Here is a 21798-nt window from a genome sequence, read left to right on the forward strand (position 1 = left end):
TAAGGCATTCCAGATACGCTATTAAAAAAACCACCTCTCCATCTATTCAGACAGAGAGGCAGTCTCTTCAACTCAACCTTATTTATTCAATAAACGATACAAAATAACTGCGGACTCCGCACGATTCGTAGAATCGTTTGGTTTCAACTTGCCTTTGTCGCCCACGAGAATGCCTTTCTCAACCGCTAGTGCTACATCTGCTTTGAGAGAAGGATGGATCGACTTGTAATCTTTGAACTGCTTTAATACTTGGTCTGGGTTCGCAACATCTTGCCAGCCATTTTTCTGCTGCAACAAACGAACTGCGATAGCTGCGAATTCCGCACGGCTAATCTTCGCCTCTGGTCTGAACGTACCGTTCGGGTAACCGCTCAAGATACCTTGATCCGCAGCTGCACGAATGTACTTCGCATACCATTTCGAACTACTCACATCCGTAAATGTTTTAGAACCTTCTTTCTCCTTCAGATCAAAACCAAGTACGAACATTTTCGCCACTTCGCCACGTGTTGTATGAGCTTTAGGCGCAAAACGATTGTTTCCTACGCCTTCCATAATACCCAATGCAGAGATAAAGTCGATTTTCGGACCAGCCCATGCACGAACTTTGCTAATATCAATATAAGATACACTGCGTCCTGTAATCGCAAGCTCCTCACTGCCATTTTTAAGAGCATATTCATAATTTCCATTGACAGGTTTCACCGAACTACCACCTGCAGCAGCCACAACCAATGCACGGCTAGGCAGCTTGAACGACGAGCTTAATGGAAGTGTTGCTTTAATAGCTCCGCTAGGTAATGTCTTGCCATCTTTTAATACATATTCGTATTTGTATACATCGGAAGCAACAATCGGGCTGTTATTGAAGCGATTCTCTTGTCTCGAAGTCGTTTTCCATTCAACATCTTCTTGTAAGGACGCCACATTCAAAGTCGTGCGCAAGCTGTTCGTCAATACGGATACGTCTGCTGCTTGCTTGGACTTGAAGTGCTCTTGCAAGGCTTTGCTTAAAGATACATGGTACTTCTTCACATCATGTGTTCCTGCATCCAAAGTAAGTGCGAATGACGGAATCGTAATATCCGACTTCACATTTTTGAACAGTCCAGCCCACTTCTTGAACTGTGTTTCTACCTCATTTACATAGTTCTTCAGATCGCTGTCTGTCAGCTTCAATGTTGCCACGCCATCTTTCACTACGACAAAGCGCTTCACATTAAGCTTCGTTACTTCAGCAAATGACTTGTTCAACAGTGCGTTTAATTCGTCTAGTACACGATTTTTCTCTTCTGTGGAAACAGCGCTAGCAAGCCGGGACTTAAGTGCCGCCAATTGCTTCTCAAGCTCTTTGAAATAGTTGTTATAATCAATGAGGACGCCATCTGAGATGTTGCTGCCTCCTCCGCCTCCACCAGGGTAGAATCCACCACCGTTGTTACCACCATTGTTAGATCCAGGAGCAATGTAACGAACAGGTATTTGTACATTGCTGAACAGAATTTCGTCCCCGCGGAATGCAGTTCCAGCTTTTCTAATATAAGCCGTTACGTAGGCAACTCCATCTTTCTTGTCTGTCGTTTTTAGTGTACCGCCCTCTAATTTAACGCCAGCACTCTTTTTCTCGTCGAGCTTCAACTCGATATAGTCTTTGTAATCAGAATATGTGACAGTAGTTACACCGCCGTACACATCTGTATATACACTTCCCGTCACATTTCCGTATACAGCACCGTATACACTTAGCACAACATTTGTGCCTTCTTTAGCATCATTTCCGATTAGGTTCGAATGCGCCCGCACTGCTGCTACAGCCAACGATTCTACTGCTTCATTATAAGTGGACACTCTAGCTGCCAATTGCTTATCTGCTTCGCCTACAGTATTCCAGTCCAGCTTATACGTTTTTGCTATAGCATTGAATTTGTCAGACTCAGCAATCGCAGATACAACAACTTTCTGCAACTTCGCATTGAAATTCTTGCCGATATTCGCTGGATTACTCAACAACGCTGCGATTTCTTTACTTTGGAACTCTTTTAAGAAGTTGCCCTTAACTTTCGCTGCCAGATCCTCGTAATCTGCTTTGGTCAATCCAGCAGTAAGACCTGCGTCTTTGGCAGCTTGCTGCAGCACTTTGTCATATGTAGTACTCAAAGCACCCAAAGCCTGTTCATCACCAAGCGCAAACAACTTCAGTTGCTTGTAGATGCCGAAAACATTTTCTTTTGTAACAGCATCTTTCTTAAGCTCATTCGGAATAACTTCCCAGATCGGGTCAACAATGTCTCCATATGATGCATACGTAACAGAAGTTACAGTACTATTATAAGTCGCATCTACAACAGAGCGCTCTTCAGCGTTCAGTGCAGCATGAATTTGCTTATTTTTATTTTCCAGCCAAATAATCGATGACTTGGATTCCTGTGCAGCTTGAATCTTACTGAGCGCCTCCACTGTAGATAATGCATTAACAGGAATACCTGCGAGTGAACCAACCACTAAGCTCGCAGCTAAAGCTGTACTTACGATTTTCTTCTTCATGAATCCTTTTCCCTCCACGATTGTTATTTATGGATAACTTATTGCAAAAAATAAGTTTCCAACGATCCTATAAGTGAATCAGCCACAATCTAGATGTCAAAGTACTTAAAATGAAGGCTTCTCCACCATTCCAGAATATACCTCAAAATGTTTATATTCATCTTTTCATATAAAGTTTCTCTTATTATCCAAATTAGCGGAAACTTTTTATGTTCCTTACTAGATTCACATCCATTTTTTACACGTATTACAGGAAAACGAAACAAAAATAAAAAAGAAGAAATCCGACGTCTAACTATAAGACGCAGATTTCTTCCATTTAGTTGCAAGTTTGAGTAAAAATTATCCGTTATTAAGTCTAAAGTCTTCCATAAACTGTACTAAAGCCTCACAACTAGAGCGTGGAACCGCGTTATAAATAGAGGCCCGAAGCCCACCTACACTACGATGCCCTTTCAACCCTACGAAGCCCGCTTGCTCCGCTTGAGCAGCGAATGCCTTTTCCAACTCCTCCGTTGCAAGACGGAAGGTTACGTTCATAATGGAACGGCTGCTTTGCTCTGCACAACCACGATAGAAGCCGTCACTGTTGTCAATCGCGTTATAAATAAGCTGTGCTTTATATTCATTGGCCACTTGAACCGCACTCAAGCCACCTTGCTCTTTAAGCCATTCCAATACAAGCTTCACCATATAAATTGAGAAAGATGGAGGTGTATTGTACAACGAATTGTTTTTGTAAGCTGTGCTGTAACGCATCATAGTCGGTATTGTCTTTGGACTGTTAGCAATGAGCTCTTCCTTCGCAATGACAACGGTAACGCCAGATGGACCAAGATTTTTCTGTGCACCCGCATAAATCATCCCAAACTGAGATACATCGATTGGACGACACAATATATCACTGGACATATCTACGATGAGCGGCACATCACCTGTATTAGGGTAAGCTTGGAACTGAGTACCTTCAATCGTTTCGTTGGATGTGAGATGCAAATAAGCAGCTTGTTCTGGCAATTGTAGATCAGCTAATGATGGAATACTCATAAATTTATCCGCTTCAGATGACGCAACAACTTGTACTTCTCCCACTAACTGTGCTTCTTGGATCGCCTTCGTTGCCCAGCTTCCAGTGTTCACATACGTACCGACTTTGCCCGGGGAGAGTAAATTAAGCGGAATCATCGCAAATTGGGTACTTGCTCCACCTTGCATGAACAGCACATCATATCCCGCAGGAATGTTAAGCAGTTCCTTCATTAAAGACTTCGCTTCATTATGCACAGCTTCATATACACCGCCGCGATGTGACATTTCCATAATTGACATGCCTGTGCCTGCAAATTCGACGAATTCTGTCTGCGCACGCTCAAGCACTTCAAGCGGCAATGCTGCTGGTCCAGCATTGAAGTTATAAGCTCGTTGACGTTGTTCCATATGTCTCCCACCTTTTCCCCATTATAGCTTCCGAAATATTATTGTAATGATATCAGGTAATGACATCTCCTTCAACCACATATTTCACGAAAAATAGAATGAATACATATCTATATTGTTCGGTTATAAGCAAATATCGCGAATGATTTCTCTATAACCTCGTTCTGTACACTACTTATTTCCGAAATAAAAGAACCCCTCCTTGAGATTGTCGCTACGAACGGCATTTTCACTCAAAGAGGGGTATATTGTGTACATTTTGAAAACTTATTCGAATGATTCCAATTTCATAAAACGCTCGTCTCTGTACTAAGCCACACTACCTATTTATTAGCAATCGAAGTATAGGCTGTACTCTTGCGGATGAATACGAATCGCTACTGACTTCGCTTCACCGCGCTTGAAGTTGATATAGTTATCGATGAAGTCTTTGGAGAATACGCCGCCATCGAGCAAGAACTCGTGATCAGCTTCAAGTGCAGCAAGTGCTTCTTCCATCGTACCTGGCACGCTGCGAATCTCATGCTTCTCCGCATCAGACAATTCATAAATGTTTTTATCAAATGGACCATAGCCAAGAGCACGTGGATCAAGTTTACGTTTAATTCCATCCAAACCAGCCATCAACATAGCCGCGAATGCCAAGTATGGGTTAGCTGTGGAGTCAGGCGTACGGAACTCGATACGGCAGCCTTTCGGCGTTACCGCTGCAACTGGAATACGGATCGCAGCAGAACGGTTACCTTTAGAGAATACCAAGTTAACTGGTGCCTCATAACCAGGAACGAGACGCTTAAAGGAGTTCGTTGACGGATTCGTGATCGCAAGCAGTGCTGGTGCATGGTGCAAAATACCACCGATATAGTGCAGCGCCATTTCGCTCAAGTTTGCATAGCCGCCTTTTTCATAGAACATAGGTGTGTCACCATCAAAGATCGATTGGTGAACGTGCATTCCGCTACCGTTATCACCAAACAACGGTTTAGGCATAAATGTTGCTACTTTGCCAAATTGACGAGCAGTATTGTGAACGATGTATTTATATGTCAACAAGTTATCAGCTGTTTTTCTTAATGTATCGAAGCGGAAGTTAATCTCGCCTTGACCTGCTGTAGCCACCTCATGGTGATGGCGCTCAACACGAAGGCCAGCATCTTGAAGCAAACGGCAAATTTCACTGCGCAAGTCTTGTTGTGTATCAACAGGAGCTACAGGCACGTAACCGCCTTTTGTAGGAATTTTGAAGCCGAGGTTACCGCCCTCTTCCTTGCGGTTCGTGTTCCATGCAGCTTCTTCGGAATCAACAAAGAACGAAGAGCTGTTCATAGACGTTTCGTAACGCACATCATCGAAAATAAAGAACTCGGACTCAGGAGCGAAGTAAGCTGCAGTACCAACACCAGTTGTTTGCAAAAATTGCTCTGCTTTCTCTGCAATGCTGCGCGGGTCACGATCATAACGTTCGCCATCTGGTGTATGAATGTTACACATAATGATAAGCGTAGCATGAGAAGTAAATGGATCAACATAACAGCTATCTGTATCAGGCATCATAACCATATCGGATTCCTCGATACCGCGGAAGCCTGGAATCGAAGAACCATCAAAAGCTACACCATTTACGAACGTCTCAGCATCTACTTCAGTTGCAGGCAAGCTAATATGGTGTGCACGACCACTTAAGTCCACAAAACGGAAATCTACAAACTCAATAGCTTTTTCCTTCATCAATTCCAATACACGGTTGACTGACATCTTATTTCCTCCCCAATTCCGAACATTAATGTGGTTTATTAGTTGAATTGTTCATTTCGTTTTTGATATTGAAGTTATTATAGAGCCACACAATATCGCACGTCAATACTCATGTCAGGTATTTTTTTATTTTGTGTAAGGTTTCCTAACACCCTTATTTAGGAAGTATTTAACCACCGTATAATTCCACCTTGTAAACGCCTTATATCCTCCTCATTCCGTATCCTTATCAAACAAAAAAAACGACCCATTTACAGGTCGTTTTTTGTCATTTTTTAGTCATTAAATTACATGCCATACGCTTGAGCCAAACGATCACTCAAACCATTTAACCTACACGAAGTAAGCAGCTTCTTCCTTCTCTGTATTAAATGTACTTCCGCACAAAGGAGCAAGCTGCTCCAGCTCACGAAGCAAACGAGCAAATTGATCCGGGAACAAAGATTGAACGCCGTCTCCTGTCATCGAGTTGTCGGGATCTGTATGCATTTCGATAATAAGACCGTCTGCCCCAGCTGCCACAGACGCCTTCGTCATAGGCTCTACCAACTCACGGCGACCTGTTCCATGGCTCGGGTCAGAAATAATTGGCAAGTGAGTCAGCTGTTTCATAACCGGAATAGCAGTCAAATCCAATGTATTGCGCGTGTAGGATTCGAATGTACGTATCCCACGCTCACATAACATAACGTTCGGATTTCCTCCCGCCAAGATGTATTCCGCAGCATTCAACCACTCATCGTATGTTGCACTGAATCCTCGCTTCAATAGTACGGGTCGATTGCACTCTCCTAGTTTGCGCAGCAAATCGAAGTTCTGCATATTGCGTGTTCCGACTTGCAGTATATCCGCATATTGGGCGCATACATCAACATATTCAGGCGTCATCACTTCGGTAATGGTGAGCAAGCCATGTTTCTTGCCCGCTTCCGCCATCATCTCCAACCCTTCCACACCAATGCCTTGGAAGCTGTATGGACCTGTGCGTGGTTTAAATGCACCGCCGCGAAGCACTTGGCCTCCTGCCGCCTTTACAAGACGTGCAATCTCATCAATTTGTTCTGGAGACTCAACCGCGCACGGTCCACCCATTACGACAAGTTCTCCGCCTCCGATACGTACATCGCCAATTTCAATAACGGTATCTGCTGGATGGAAGTCTCTGCTTGCCATCTTGTATGACTTTGTAATCTTCACTACTTGCTCTACACCCTTCATCTGACGCAAGTGTTCTGCTGTCTTCGGATCTACTCCACCTACGAGCCCAATTACCGTTTGCTCTGTGCCTCGCGACAAATGAGCCTGCAGTCCTTTGCCTTCAATAAATTTGATAATCTCTTCTATTCGTTCATCTGAAATACGATTGGATACAACAACGATCATAGGGTTCACCTTCGATTCTACGTTATTTTCTTCCACACTTAAACGCTTGTTCGCGTTTACGCTTTTATCCATTAAAGATAGTCTATATTGAGATTCCATTTTCGTCAAGGGTAAAACCACCAATTCACATTGTTGTCATATTATTATCCAAATATAAAATAACCGCCTTAGAATAAATTCTAAGGCGATTATTATACGGTCGTTCTATTGTTTAATTCGTGGTTTCAGCTTTATTAATGGACTTCGTGCGCACCGGCGGAAGAAGCTTCTGCATATTTACTGTACGCTCAAGCGGCCATGTGGATTCATCATCTTTGTCGTACTGCTCCAAATAGGCCACAACTTCCTTCGTTATCGGAGTCGGGGTAGAAGCTCCAGACGTTATACCGACTATTTCTACACCTTCCAGCCATTCCTGCTTAAACTCAGACAAATCCGAAATCCGATATGCACGTGTACCAGCGATTTCTTCAGATACTTGCGCAAGACGGTTAGAGTTGTTACTACGCGGATCACCTACAACGATAACAAGATCACACTGTGATGCCTGCTCAGCTACAGCCTGCTGACGAACCTGTGTCGCCATACAGATTTCGTTATGAATTTCCGCATGTGGATAGCGCTGTATCAGCTTATTCATAATATGCTTAATATCCCATTGGCTCATCGTCGTCTGATTCGTAATGATGATGCGCTCCGCATTAACCGTCAGTTGATCAATTTCCACTTCATTTTCGATAAGATGAACGTGTTCAGGAGCGACACCGATAGCACCTTCTGGCTCAGGATGCCCTTTCTTACCGATATAAATGACTTCATAACCCTGTTCCGTCATTTCCTTAATCAGCGTATGCGTACGGGTTACATCCGGACAAGTAGCATCTACGGTCGTCAATCCTTTTTCACGCGCTCTACGGCGTACTTCCGGGGATACACCATGTGCCGTGAAAATAATCGTCCCAGACTCAACTTGATCTAGAATTTCCAAGCGATTCTCGCCATCCAACGTAATAATGCCCGCATCTTCGAACGCATCAGTAACATGACTATTATGAACAATCATGCCAAGTATATATATAGGACGGGGCAAATCCAAATTACGTGCTGTCTGCTGCGCGATAACCATCGCATCTACAACACCATAACAATATCCCCGCGGTGTAATCTTATGAACTTTCATTCTGTTCACCAGCTTTCTATGTGAATCCCCTCAAAGGAGCCTTTCACTCTATTATACCGGAAATATACGCTATTGTCCTTCATCGCTTTTGACATCGCCCACTTCAGTAGGCTCCATGATCCACTCATCTGGAATATGGACAAGAGGCAGCCACACGATAAATGTAGTACCTTCCCCAGGCTGCGTCATGACCTCAACAGAGCCTCCATGCTCATCAATAATCCATTTGGCAATCGATAAGCCTAGACCAGTTCCCGATGTGATGCCACGAGATACATCCGCACGATAGAAGCGCTCAAAAATATGCGGCACTTCATGCTCATCCATTCCGATACCACTATCCTTGATACGTAGTCCCAACTGGTCGTTCTGAACGACCACTATCAGCTCCACACTTCCGGAAGGCGTGTATTTGAACGCATTTTCAATAAAAATGAACAACATTTGCTGCAAATAATCTTTGTTGCCTCGAACAAACTTATTAGATAGCTCTGCATTTTCTTCGAAAATCCAATCCGATGTTCTTGGCAGGAACTGCGCCCTACGTACGACCTCTTCGATAAGCCCCTTTACTTCAACGACTTCTTTCTCCACCTTATAACCTGCATCTGCACGCGCTAAAGAGAGCATATCGTTTATAAGATGACTCATTCGTCGTGCTTCATCCCCAATATCGCGCAATGCCTCCTCAGACATTTGCTCGCGCTCATCTTCTGTCAACGGCAATTCATTCGTATTTTTCGTAGACCACATCTTCTCTAACAAATCGACATTGCCTCGAATCGTAGTAAGCGGTGTTCTTAGCTCATGCGAAGCATCCGATACGAATCGACGCTGCGCACGATAAGCATCATCCAACTCATTATAAAAGGTCTCCATCCGACCTAACATACTATTAATGGTTTCCGTCAGCTGGCCAATCTCATCTTCAGGAGGACCTTCGCGCGGAATACGGACACTAAGATCCGCCCCCTTCTGTACACGATTGGTCGCACGAATAATATTCTCGATTGGCCGTAGTGACTTCTGCGCTAGGAACAACCCTAACGAGAAGGCAATCACGACGGTCACCATCGATGCAAAAATAAGAATCGTGCGAAGCAATTTGAAGAAGGCAGCATGGTCACCCGTATAGGCACCTACTTGAATGACTCCAACGACCTCTCCACCAATATCTATTGGTTGGTGATAAACGTAGAACTCATTGCCACTCACATTTAAGCGCTTATACCCCTCCTGTACATCTTTAGGTGATGAAGGGAAAGGAAATTTCATTCGCAAATCCTGTAGATTTTCGGAAAACCTATATTCCTTGCTAGTATAGTTATAGGTTTGGATATATAACTCTTCAAAAGAGTTATCTGAGTTAGGAGGTACAAAAATATCAAACGAAATATCTCCGTTCCATTTTACCGTGCTTTGAACCGACATTTGTTGGGTTTGATGCTTAAGGCGATTTTTGATATCACTGTAAATATTGTAGTCAACAAACGCATAGATCGAAATGCCGAATACAAACAACGTAAACGCCAACAATGCTGAATACCATACTGTAAGCCTAAGGCGAATCGACATTCACTAGTCCCCTCTCAATACGTAACCAGTACCGCGAATCGTTTGAATAAGGCGCTTATCGCCATGCTCTTCCGTCTTTTGGCGCAGCATCGCAATGTACACCTCAAGCACATTGGATTCCCCGCTATAATCATAGCCCCAAATTTTCTCCATAATGACATCTCTCGGCAATACTCGCTTCGGATTCTGCATGAACAAATGGAGCAGTTCAAACTCTTTTGCTGTCAGCTCTACTGGCTTGCCATCCCGCTTCACTTCACGTGTATGTAGATCTAACAAAAGATCTTCAAACGTCAAGCGATGCCCGCCGCCTTCTTGCTCAGGACGACGACGGAGCAACGCCCTCACACGAGCTAACAATTCTTCCAACGCAAACGGCTTCACGAGATAATCATCCGCTCCCGTATCCAAGCCTTTCACTCGATCCTGAACTTCATCTTTCGCCGTCAGCATCAACACAGGTACACTGATTTCCGCTTCCCGCAGTCGTCGACATACTTCCCAACCATCCACTTCCGGCATCATGACATCAAGAATAACAAGATCTGGCTCTCGTATAATAACTTGGCGCAAGCCCTCCGCACCGTTTGGTGCCGTCTGTACCTCATAACCATCAAATACGAGTCCGCGCCTCAACATCGACGTTATTTTTTCATCATCATCTACAATTAAAATATAAGGCCTCATATGAAATATTCTTCCTTTCATCCCTAACGTTTATGAGAATAGCTTCAACGATGAGCTGATTGACTCATGCGTATTACAATGTCGTTTTACTTTTAGAACTTACTCTGTACCATAGCTCAGACTTACATTGTACCATGCACGCAGACAAGCGAAAAGAAAGCGAAGGATACACTTCATATCACCTCGCTTTCTTCTCCTAATCTATCCTTATAGCTAAATAACTAACGTTTACGATTTAAGGCTGAAGCTGTTGTTGTTCCGCTTGTTGGAATTTGTTCTTGTCGCCAATCTTTACGTCTACACTTGTTTTTTTGCCTTTACGAACAACCTCAAGTTTAACCGTATCGCCCACTTTTTTCGTTAAAATCTGTTCACTCAACTCTTCCTTCGTTGCTATCTCCTTGCCATCAATAGCTGCGATGACATCATAAGCGCGCAGCTCTGCATCATAAGCTGGAGAACCAAACACAACCGTATGCACTAGCGCGCCAGGTGTATTTTCGATACCAATACTTTTCGCAATTTCTTCCGTCATTGTAATCAAGTTCGTTCCGATAAATGGAACTGGCTCTTTTGGAATTTCTTTGTTCTGTTTCAGCGGTTCCACGACATTCAAGATAACATTTGCAGGAATGGCGAAGCCGATACCTTGCGCTTCCTTACTTACCGCTACGTTCATCCCGATAACTTCGCCCTTCATATTCAAGAGCGGGCCGCCAGAGTTACCTGGGTTAATAGATGCATCCGTTTGAAGCAAATGTTCATAGGTCCGAGGCTGACCATTATCATTCACGGTAATCGAACGCTCTCTAGCACTCAATACGCCCGTTGTTACCGTGTGATCGAATCCAGACGGATTGCCGATTGCAACCAACTGCTCTCCTACTTCCGTTGCATCGGAGTTACCAAGCTTGATTGTCGGGAAGTCAGAATCTCCTTCAATTTTCAATACAGCCAAATCAAGATCACGGCTCTTGCCTAATACTTGAGCTTTAAATGGCTTTGTATAGCCTTCTATATTAACTTGTACCACTTCGGCACCTTCGATAACGTGCTGGTTCGTTAAAATAAATCCATCTTTTTCAAAAATAAAGCCTGTACCCAGCCCTAGTGGCTGAAGAGATTTTTCGGATGGCGTGTCGCTGTGTTGGCTCTCAGGATTGCCTCCGAAGAACTGTCGGAAGAACGGATCATCCATCCATGAACCTCTTCCACCTGTACTACTAGGTGTACCGTATGTGTCAATCTTCACTACCGCTGGGCTTGCCATTTTCACGACATCAGATACAGCCGCTGTTCCTTCAGGGAATGGTGCAGGACGTTTATCTACTACTTGCTGAGCAGCTTCTTTACGTTCAGCTACACCCGACAGAAGTGCATCATCTCCTGTAAACCAGTTGTAGTAATCAGACGCTCCCATTAGGCCACCAATTGCAATGACCCCTGCCATAAAGGAAGCAACCACCGTACGGAACGAGGTACGACGACGTTCAGGCTTCTGTTGGAACTGCCATTGTTGGTTAGCTCGTTCACCGTCTTTATAGCCGCCGCCTCCATTAGATGAAGCTCCTCCTGCAAACGTAGGACCATTATGCGTTGCACTTGAGAATGGCATCGGCTTAATGGCTTGAGGCGGAGTTACCGGTACATCACTTGCTCTGCCAGATGAATCACGTGATACTGTAGAATCTTGCTCGCTTCGTGATGATTGATATGGACCGTAAGCATAATAGTAAGGCTGTTGCTTATTATCTTGTTCCTTGGAAGCTGCTTGCTCATGTCCTGCTTGATTGGCCTCAGATTGAGGTCCTGTATAAGAATCCTTGTCGGGATGAGAAAAAGAATTACGTTGATCGCTCATGTGATCTCCTCCATTACTGTTAATGTTGCTGTCTCCATGTTCCCTTCATCATCGGGAAGCTCAATACCTTATGTAGTTATAATGGACTAGTAACCTTAAGCACACCTTAAAAACTTTATAAAACGGAATAAAACCGATATTCGTTTTCTTTTTTAACTATTTATATAACAATAGCCCATTCGACAGTATCCGAATAGGCGATTAACTCCGATATGTTTGACTTACTTGTTCACATGCCGTTCTATCACTATGCCCAGCCTTTGCGATGCGCAAACACAGCTAACTGCGTTCGATCCTGCAGCTCACATTTCATTAATAGATTTGAGACATGTGTTTTTACCGTCTTTATACTAATGTGGAGCTCATCCGCAATGTCTTTGTTTGTTCTGCCGTCTGCAATAAGCAGCAGCACTTCTTTTTCCCGCTCAGTCAAGCCATCATGCTCAGGCTCTGCAGCCCGCTTACGCAATCCACGAGTCAGCGCTTGAGAAACTTCTCCGCTCATGACAGGCATACCTCGATAAGCACCGCGAATTGCATAGCACAGCTCTTCGGCAGATATAGTCTTTAACACGTAGCTAACCGCACCCGCTTGAATGGCAGAAACAACTTGCTCATCTTCCATAAAGCTCGTTAACATGACAATCCGGAGCTGCGGATAACGCGCAATCAATCTGCTCGTCGTTTCCACTCCATCCATGTCAGGCATCATCAAGTCCATTAATACGACATCAGGGAGATTGTCTTCCATCGCTTCGAGCTTATTCAGAGCATCATGCCCTCCACTCGCCTCTCCCAACACATCGATTTCCGAATCAAGCATCAAGTACGTCTTCAAACCTAGTCGAACCATTTCATGATCATCTACAAGAAAGACTTTCATCTTGCTCATCCTGATTCCATCCCCTCAGCTTCAAACAGTGGAATATATACTCGAATTGTCGTACCCGCACCTGGTTGGCTAATCAACTCCATATGTCCCCCAAGCTTATCAGCACGTTCCTGCATCGTTGTTAAACCATAACTGCCAGCAAAAGAACTCTTATTATTACGATCGAACCCCACGCCATCATCCGCAATTGACAGCAACATGCGATTCGCAGATTCCTGCATACTAAGTGTAACCTGATCGGCCTTAGCATGCTTAACAATATTCGCCATTGCTTCTTGTATCATTAAGAAGCATTGATGTTCTTTTGCTTCAGATAAATCATTTTCAACATGGATATCGATCTTGCCCTGCAAACCGTTTTGACGGCAATAGTCAGGAAACCAAACCCCCAGCGCTTCTTGCAGGGATCGCCCATCCAACTCAATCGGACGGAGCTGCGAAATTAAGGCTCGCATTTGACGCTGAGCATTATGCGACATTTCAATTAATTGTGTGACAACGAGCTTGGCGCGCTCTTCATCCAGTTCCATTACTTTTGGCAATGAAGCGGAAGACATATGAATCGCGAACAACTGTTGACTAACCGAATCATGAAGGTCACGCGCCAATCGCTTTCTTTCCTCCTGAACAATTTGTTCATTGAAAATTTCACGCTCAATGACTTGCTGTTCGGTCAACTTTTGCAGCAGCTTCAACTTCTGTTCTGTTGTCTGCATCATCGTATTAAAATGCTCATACAACGAATCAAACGATGTATGCTCACTTTCTTGAATTCGAACCGACCAGTTCCCCTTGGCCACCTGCATCATACTTTCATTAAGCGTGTCGAGCTTGCGTTGGATTCTCAACCCTGTAACGTAACCCGTTATTAATGAGACGATAAGAACCGTCAAAATACCAAACAGCCACTGAACCCAACCCGTAAACCATCCATCCCCAAAGCTAAAGGCAAGCCATAAGCTAGCAACGATAATACTTCCTGAAATGATAAATGAGCATAACAATTCCCATTTCAGATTATTGGCACGCCACAAGCGTATATATCCCATGCATTAGCCCACCCTTATCACTTTTACATCACCAATAAAACTGTTAACCTCGATCAGAACCTTTTTACTGGACTCGTGGAAAAATGGTGTTTTGGCTTCGAGATCACGCATAAAACCGGAGTACTTCTGATCAAACACTTTCATATCTCCCAAGAAAGAATGCGAAGATACGAATACACCTAGTTCCATATCGTTTGGCACGTACACTTTGACATCACCGATAAAACTACTTACATTTATACTCGTTTTTCCATAAGGCACTTGCGCCTTCGTTAGATCGATAATTGTATCCCCAATAAAATTCGATACATTTGCCGGACGCAGCTCCCAATAATCATGTCCTAAATGAATATCCCCGATAAAGCAGGATTTTTCAATCTTCCCTTTTTTCTTCTTCATTTTTTTAGCAGCATGCTTTAGTTTCTTCTTATATGTTTTGTAATCGTAATCGTCTTGGTCACTGTAATCATCATCATAGTCGTAGTCATAATCGTCAACATCCAAATCAAAATCAAGATCTAACTCATCGTCAAAGTCTTTCTTTTTATTATACGTCGTATAATGTGGTGGCTTAGGTGGTTTGGGAGGCTTCGGTATGTTCATCTTAAGGTGATCTACTCCCCCATCCTCTTTATGTCCTTCTACGTCATTAGAAATTGGATGAATTGGATGCTGTTCAGCGTTTAAGTTTTTGACATAATCGGCAAATGGATCTTCGTATTCAGGCTTCTTCCATTCTGTTGATGTCGTCGAAGATGGATTCCATTCCGGTTCTTTATGTTTGGACGATTTGAATTTGCCCTTAACACCAAAGAGCACAATAAGACCAAGCGCTATAATAATCAGTGGAAATGCTCTTCGAATGGCTTCCCCGAGAGACATATGGATAATTTCTAAATTCGATAGTAGAAAGAAACCGCCAATGCCTAACACAATCAAACCCGCCCAAGTACCACTTGCGAGCATACTGACTCCAACAAACAATAAGATGAGCGGCCAAAATATAGATACGAGATCTCCGATATTAAAATGCAAGAATCCCCATTGCTGCAGCATAAACAGTACACCCACAGTAACAAGTATTGATCCGCCAATCCAGCGTCCTTTGTTGCCTGTCATCTCTATCCCTCATTTCTTATTGCAGACCATTTTCTGCGATTGAACTTGTTCAATAATGGTATTGTATAGCAGTTCCAATACTAGTAACAGATCCGAGAGATTGAACTTTATCTCGGTCTAGAGACTGAGATGCTCTTCTTCACATCTATTTCAATTCACAAAAAAAGAAGACAATCTGCTGTTTCCAGCATGATTGCCTTCTTTTGCCGCTTTTTAACGGTTTCACGCGATGTTACTGTTGTGCCTTTTGGGATTGGCCTTTCGCTGCTTTACCAGCAGCACCAGCTGTTCCAGCCACACCAGTACCTGCTTCCGCTGCAAACTCAGCATCAAAATTGTTTTGTTGCTGTTGATTCTGAGAAGAAGATGCACCAAACTTGTTCTTTTGGTTATGGTTGCTCATCGCATTTCACCTCCTGCGGCTCGCCCTTCATCCCTGATGAAGATTGCGAAGTATATGAAGGAAACATCTCGTTTCCACATCAAATATTATGCGATCAACAGCACCGCATTATGCACCACAAAAATGTCTAACATATATTACATATTCAGCTTTGTTAATCTTTTATTTTTTTTAACAGTCGCATTTAAATCATCAATCATACGCTCTGTTACTTTCCCGCTTCCTTTACGAATCACTTGGATCTCTACGTTCTTCTTGCCCCACTGCTTATATACCTGTTTTGTTGTGTCAAAATAAAGATCAATATGTGAACCTTTAATTTTACCACCTATATCTGCTACAATGCCGTATCCATACCCAGGGATATACAAGATGGATCCCAATGGAAATACACCTAGATCGGCTGCTATTGTTGATACATAGCCACGACGTACTTTTACCCCAGAATAGGTTATGCCATACGACGGATGACCTGGCAGCTTACCCGTAGATTCAATGCCAGCCGTATAACCAGTCGCTGTAACGGTCATTGCACTAATTACTTGTTCTTGCTGCGGAGCTAGCAGCTTGTCTGCAAATAAGACAGCCGTTGTCGTTGCTACCTTACTGTTTTTCTCGTCATTCACTCGTTTCCGATCGACACCTTCTGCCGATACCATCTTAGCTCTGTCCTCTACAGAAGGTTTTAGGTTACCTGCAATGGATTGAAGTTTCATTTGTATCGAGCTTAAACGAGGTTCTGCCATCGTCTTAATAAATGGTGTATTCCAACTATTCCAGCTCCAATCGCTGTACACCCCTATTGGCATCGTACCTAACTGAGCTTCTACTTGTCCTTCCCAGCTAAATGTTATTGCTACCATAATCGTCGCCATTACTGCGACCCAGCATAACCATTTCTTCATCTTCACGCTGCTGTCACTCCGTCTTGTTGATATGGATTAAAGAATCAAAACTATTGTAAAATTCAGCACATAACTCTAGTTGTAAACAAATGGTTATACACTTCTTTAATCGGAAGGATTTCCTGCAACGTGAAAATTTATGCATCGAAAAATATAAAATAAAAACCCGCCCTATGATAACACAGGACGGGTATAGATTACTTCTCTTCTGTTGGAATAGTTGGAAGGACGCGACGACGAATCTCGTCTTGAAGCTTCTCAACCGCTGCTTGAACGGACATAACACCAAGGTCGCCTTCACCGCGCTTACGTACGGATACAGCTCCTTCATTCTTCTCATTTTCGCCAACAACAAGCATGTACGTTACCTTTTCAAGCTGTGCTTCACGGATCTTGTAGCCAAGCTTCTCATTGCGCAGATCTGCATCTACACGAATACCAGCTTCACGCATTTGCTCTGCAACTTCTTTTGCATAAGCTTCATACGTTGGCGATACTGGAATCACTTTCGCTTGAACCGGAGCAAGCCAGAGCGGCAAGGAGCCCGCGAAGTTCTCAAGCAAGAACGCAGTCATACGCTCCATCGTACTAATGATACCACGGTGGATAACGACTGGACGATGCTTGTTGCCATCTTCCCCTACATACTCAAGCTCGAAGCGCTCAGGAAGCAAGAAATCAAGCTGAGCTGTAGACAGTGTCTCTTCCTTGCCAAGCGCAGTCTTGATCTGTACGTCAAGCTTCGGACCGTAGAATGCCGCTTCGCCTTCTGCTTCATAGAACGGCAAGCCAAGCTCTTCTACTACTTCACGCAGCATGCGTTGGGACATCTCCCACATCGCATCATCTTGGAAGTACTTCTCTGTATCTTGCGGATCACGGTAAGACAGACGGAAGCGGTAGTCCTCGATACCGAAATCTTTGTAAACGCGTTGAATCAATTGAACAACACGAGCGAATTCTTCTTTGATTTGATCCGGGCGGCAGAAAATATGTGCATCATTCAATGTCATTGCACGTACACGGTGCAAACCAGTCAATGCCCCCGACATTTCATAGCGGTGCATGGTGCCCAACTCCGCTACACGGATTGGCAATTCACGATAGCTATGCGGCTCGCTCTTGTACACCATCATATGATGAGGACAGTTCATTGGACGAAGTACAAGCTCCTCATTGTCCATCGTCATTTTAGGGAACATATCTTCACTGTAGTGCTCCCAGTGACCAGAGATTTTGTACAATTCAACGTTCGCCAATACCGGCGTGTACACATGGCTGTAGCCCAAACGCTCTTCCATATCTACAATATAGCGCTCCATCGTACGGCGCAGTGTAGCACCATTTGGCAGCCAGATCGGAAGGCCTTGTCCAACTTCACGAGAGAACGTAAAGATTTTCAGTTCTTTACCAAGTTTACGATGGTCGCGTTTCTTCGCTTCTTCAAGAAGACGCAAGTACTCATCCAATTGAGCTTTCTTCGGGAAAGCAGTACCGTAAATGCGCTGAAGCATTTTGTTCTTGGAATCTCCACGCCAGTATGCACCAGCAAGGTTCAACAACTTGAACACTTTCAACTTGCTTGTAGATGGTACATGAGATCCACGGCACAAGTCGAAGAACTCGCCTTGATCATAAATCGTAATTTCAGAGTCTGCTGGCAAATCATTAATCAACTCAAGCTTCAAGTTGTCACCTAGCTCCTCATAAATACGAAGTGCTTCTTCGCGTGAAACAACGCGGCGGCGAACTGGCAAGTTCTCCGAAACGATGCGGTCCATTTCTTTTTCGATCTTCGGCAAATCTTCAGGCGTCAACGAAATATCCATATCGATATCGTAGTAGAAACCATCTTCAATAACAGGACCGATACCAAGTTTCACATTTGCATCTTTGTACAAACGCTTGATCGCTTGAGCCATCAAGTGCGCCGTACTGTGGCGGATTACTTCTAGCCCTTCTGCGGATTCAGGCATAATAATTTCTACTGCTGCATCTGCTTCGATTGCAGTGTACAAATCAACAACTTTGCCGTCCAATTTACCAGCGACTGCATTTTTCTTCAACCCGCTGCTAATGGAAGCAGCGACATCTTCAATTGTGCTTCCTTGTGCGTATTCACGCACAGAACCATCAGGAAGCGTTACTTTTACGATAGACATCTTTATATCCCCCTTATTGATGAGTTGCAAAACAGCATAATGAACGACACTGCTCTACAACATGAACTCCTTGACTACTGTACACACTAACCTTCATTAAACACACAAAAAACACCCATCCCTTAAAAAGGGACGAGTGTTGTTAATATACCCGTGGTTCCACCCTCATTCAACAGCAATACGTACTCTGTACGAAACATGATACCATGTAGACCAATTGCTGTCCTTGAGTCATTTGATATCGGAAATGAACCGTCGAACGTTACTACTGATACATAACTGAAGATGTGAAAATGCTCAGTTCATCAGGTTCCCGCTCAAAGCTCAGAAGTGGTAAATGTAGATGTGCGCCGAAAGGATTTGCAGCCTTGATCCTTCTCTCTGTACGGTTCCATTCCGCATTCATGTCTTCGTCAACGCTATAACGTATTAATATCCGATATTATATGTGATTCAATCAGCTAGGTCAAGTGTTAAGCCTTTACCTGCAACAAAGAACGATTGGCATGAACTGCAATATTCGCATACATCAACTCTTGCTTCAAATATTTGCTGAATCGTTTTAATGACTTGGGACTCAGCATCTCTCGTATGGATGACAATCCTTCCTGGGGATACGTTAATGAGCGTGCTCACGATCATATCCTCCATCTCCATATCACCATCAAGCATTTCCACAATCATACCCTCAACGACATGCATAGGCTCAAGCGGTTCCCATTTCTCGTTCATCAGCTCAAATTCATGCCCACCTTTATGCACAAGATGAGCGAGCGGAATTTTCGTATCTTGGATATACACAAAATATTTCAATAAACTGATAAATTCTTGATATTGCCGCTCCAAAATAAATTCGTCTACTGCATACTCCACTACTTCTCGAAGTTCAGATAGGTAGCTCTCCATCCGAAACCGAATAAACCCGTCCAAATGCAGTGTCGTGTATTCAGATAAGTAAGCATGAATCAGTCGAACAAGCTTTGCTTTGCGACGATGCCTAGATTCACGTCCACCGATATCTTCAGCACCATTTAACAAATGCATGCAGTATTCTTGAATTTTATCGTATTCTGATTCGTCAAGCTGCTTTACTTTGCTAATGATGGAACGAACGAGCGGTTCCTCTTTTACAGTCAATACATATTCCGCTAATGCTTGTGCTGCACGCTGCCATACTTGCTCACCTTGTTTAGACAACTGAAATCCTGGAAGCACTCCTCTGCACGCAATCCAATCTATGGGAGAAGACTGCCCTCCCTCTTCGATCAATACGCCTTGTGGATGTGTATGTAAATCGCCCAGTTCCTGTTGTAGTAAACCTTTTAATTGCTGCGGCTCATGATTATCAGCACGGGGAATAATGATGGTGAACAGTTCCATGAACTCACTCCTTTCTGTTCCTTATCAGTATATGGGGGGGAACAGAGAGATATACGAAGTGGGTTTTGGCAGTATAACCAAATTAAAAAGGCCTTCCAGAAATCAATCCGGAAGACCCTACACTATATACTCTAATACCTCTAAATTAGTTCTGCATGACGAAATCGCGCTCAACATTCGTTACGTCTTCTTCAAAGACGCGCAATATATCATACTTCGTATTACGCTGCGCTGGCGTTTTGCCTGCTTCACGAATAAGACGAAGAATACTCTCGATATTTACCTTGTGAGTAGCTCCTGCTGCAGATACTACATTTTCTTCAATCATCGTACTGCCAAAGTCATTACAGCCAAAGCTCAACGTCTTCTTGCCAATCTCAGGCCCCATTGTGACCCAGGAAGATTGGAAGTTTGGAATGTTATCCAAGAACAAGCGACTGATCGCCAATGTTTTCAAATATTCTTCCGGGCTAACACGCTCCGCCTTCATATTCGTATTGTCTGGCTGGAATGTCCAAGGAATGAACGCCAGGAATCCTTTGGAAGGATATTTCTGTTCCAAGCATTCATCTTGTGCAATGCGTACCCGCTCCAAGTGAAGCGCTCGTTCTTCCATCGCTTCACCGAACCCGATAACCATCGTAGCGGTTGTGTTCATGCCGTCACGATGCGCAGTCTGCATAACATCCATCCAATCACGCCATGACCCTTTTAGCCGGCTAATCTTGCGGCGCGTACGGTCATCAAGAATTTCAGCACCGCCACCTGGCAAGGAATCAAGACCTGCTGCATGAATTTGACCCACGACTTCCTCCAAAGACAAGCCATTGGATACTTCCTTCATCTTCATAATCTCAGCAGGAGAGAAGGAATGCATCGTAATGTTCGGGAAGCGAGCTTTGATCTCTTTAAGCAAATCCGTATAATACGAGAACGGCAAATTCGGGTTCGTTCCACCCTGCATTAATATCTCGGTACCGCCAACGTCAATTGTTTCTTGAATCTTTTGGAAAATAACTTCATCAGGCAGGACATATCCTTCTCCCGACTTCGGTGAGCGATAGAACGCACAGAAGCGACAGAACACATCACACACGTTCGTGTAATTAATATTCCGTCCAATAACAAAGGTTGTAATTGGATCTGGATGCCACTTCTCCATCATTTTATTGGCAGCGTAGCCCATTTTCTCTATTTGGTCGGATTCAAACAGCGTGACACACTCATCCGTATCTATGCGTTCGCCGCGCAAAGCCTTGTCTAAAATGCGGTCAATCGATGAACTCATCGTTACCGTCACTTCCTCTCATGTTAGGGTGTACGGAGACGACAGAAACAATCTGCCGAACATGAATGTTAATGTGCAGGTTGGTATATGACCCTGATGTCGCGGGTCTATTTCGATTCCATAAACCAAGCCTGCCTTTCCTTCATCCTATCATAGATTTCTTTATAAAAATACCCCT

16 protein-coding genes are annotated in these 21798 nt (G+C 43.8%); all 16 read right to left on the bottom strand.

Features of this window, described 5'->3' with window-relative positions:
• Positions 1–78: 78 nt before the first annotated feature.
• The 16 genes from H580_RS0100160 to mqnC all read right to left on the bottom strand — a co-directional run bounded on the left by H580_RS0100160 (position 79) and on the right by mqnC (position 21620).
• Positions 79–2544: an S-layer homology domain-containing protein gene (locus tag H580_RS0100160; RefSeq protein WP_028593004.1), complete on the bottom strand. Its 2466-nt coding sequence runs from the start codon at positions 2542–2544 to the stop codon at positions 79–81.
• Between the two features lie 342 nt (positions 2545–2886).
• Entirely contained in the window at positions 2887–3981 is a 1095-nt protein-coding gene (gene serC / locus H580_RS0100165; protein ID WP_028593005.1) for a 3-phosphoserine/phosphohydroxythreonine transaminase, read from the bottom strand.
• Positions 3982–4311: 330 nt separating this feature from the next.
• The gene (gene glnA, locus H580_RS0100170) at positions 4312–5736 is read right to left on the bottom strand and encodes a type I glutamate--ammonia ligase (protein ID WP_028593006.1); all 1425 of its coding nucleotides are present in this window, start codon (positions 5734–5736) and stop codon (positions 4312–4314) included.
• 333 nt (positions 5737–6069) lie between these two features.
• Positions 6070–7119 (bottom strand): 3-deoxy-7-phosphoheptulonate synthase, encoded by a 1050-nt coding sequence (aroF, locus tag H580_RS0100175; protein WP_028593007.1) that lies wholly within the window; start codon positions 7117–7119, stop codon positions 6070–6072.
• Positions 7120–7330: 211 nt separating this feature from the next.
• A complete protein-coding gene (locus H580_RS0100180) occupies positions 7331–8299 on the bottom strand; it encodes a 4-hydroxy-3-methylbut-2-enyl diphosphate reductase (RefSeq protein WP_028593008.1) in 969 nt (322 codons plus the stop codon).
• A 69-nt stretch (positions 8300–8368) separates the two neighbouring features.
• On the bottom strand, positions 8369–9874 hold the full coding sequence (locus H580_RS0100185) for a sensor histidine kinase (RefSeq protein ID WP_028593009.1): 1506 nt from the start codon (positions 9872–9874) through the stop codon (positions 8369–8371).
• Positions 9875–9877: 3 nt separating this feature from the next.
• Positions 9878–10561, bottom strand: a complete 684-nt coding sequence (locus H580_RS0100190; protein WP_028593010.1) for a response regulator transcription factor — start codon at positions 10559–10561, stop codon at positions 9878–9880.
• Positions 10562–10796: 235 nt separating this feature from the next.
• Positions 10797–12422 (bottom strand): S1C family serine protease, encoded by a 1626-nt coding sequence (locus H580_RS0100195; RefSeq protein WP_028593011.1) that lies wholly within the window; start codon positions 12420–12422, stop codon positions 10797–10799.
• 247 nt (positions 12423–12669) lie between these two features.
• Complete coding sequence (locus H580_RS0100200) at positions 12670–13314, bottom strand: response regulator (RefSeq protein WP_028593012.1); 645 nt, start codon at positions 13312–13314, stop codon at positions 12670–12672.
• Positions 13311–14363 carry a HAMP domain-containing sensor histidine kinase gene (locus H580_RS22760; RefSeq protein ID WP_036604238.1) on the bottom strand — a complete coding sequence of 351 codons (1053 nt, stop codon included), beginning with the start codon at positions 14361–14363 and terminating at the stop codon, positions 13311–13313. Before H580_RS22760 ends, H580_RS0100200 begins: the two co-directional genes overlap by 4 nt.
• 3 nt (positions 14364–14366) lie before the next feature.
• Positions 14367–15482, bottom strand: coding sequence for a cell wall-active antibiotics response protein LiaF (gene liaF, locus H580_RS0100210; RefSeq protein WP_028593013.1), 1116 nt, complete (start codon positions 15480–15482; stop codon positions 14367–14369).
• A gap of 232 nt (positions 15483–15714) precedes the next feature.
• Complete coding sequence (locus tag H580_RS26065) at positions 15715–15885, bottom strand: hypothetical protein (RefSeq protein WP_157282609.1); 171 nt, start codon at positions 15883–15885, stop codon at positions 15715–15717.
• 137 nt (positions 15886–16022) lie between these two features.
• Positions 16023–16694, bottom strand: a complete 672-nt coding sequence (locus H580_RS22765) for a 3D domain-containing protein (RefSeq protein ID WP_425414100.1) — start codon at positions 16692–16694, stop codon at positions 16023–16025.
• Between the two features lie 293 nt (positions 16695–16987).
• Positions 16988–18952, bottom strand: coding sequence for a threonine--tRNA ligase (thrS, locus tag H580_RS0100225; RefSeq protein WP_028593014.1), 1965 nt, complete (start codon positions 18950–18952; stop codon positions 16988–16990).
• A gap of 453 nt (positions 18953–19405) precedes the next feature.
• The gene (ytxC, locus tag H580_RS0100230; protein WP_028593015.1) at positions 19406–20332 is read right to left on the bottom strand and encodes a putative sporulation protein YtxC; all 927 of its coding nucleotides are present in this window, start codon (positions 20330–20332) and stop codon (positions 19406–19408) included.
• A gap of 145 nt (positions 20333–20477) precedes the next feature.
• A complete protein-coding gene (gene mqnC / locus H580_RS0100235; protein WP_036604239.1) occupies positions 20478–21620 on the bottom strand; it encodes a cyclic dehypoxanthinyl futalosine synthase in 1143 nt (380 codons plus the stop codon).
• Positions 21621–21798: the final 178 nt, after the last annotated feature.

Origin of the sequence: Paenibacillus assamensis DSM 18201, from assembly GCF_000422445.1 — a bacterium.
In the GTDB taxonomy this organism is placed as follows: Bacteria; Bacillota; Bacilli; order Paenibacillales; family Paenibacillaceae; genus Paenibacillus_B; species Paenibacillus_B assamensis.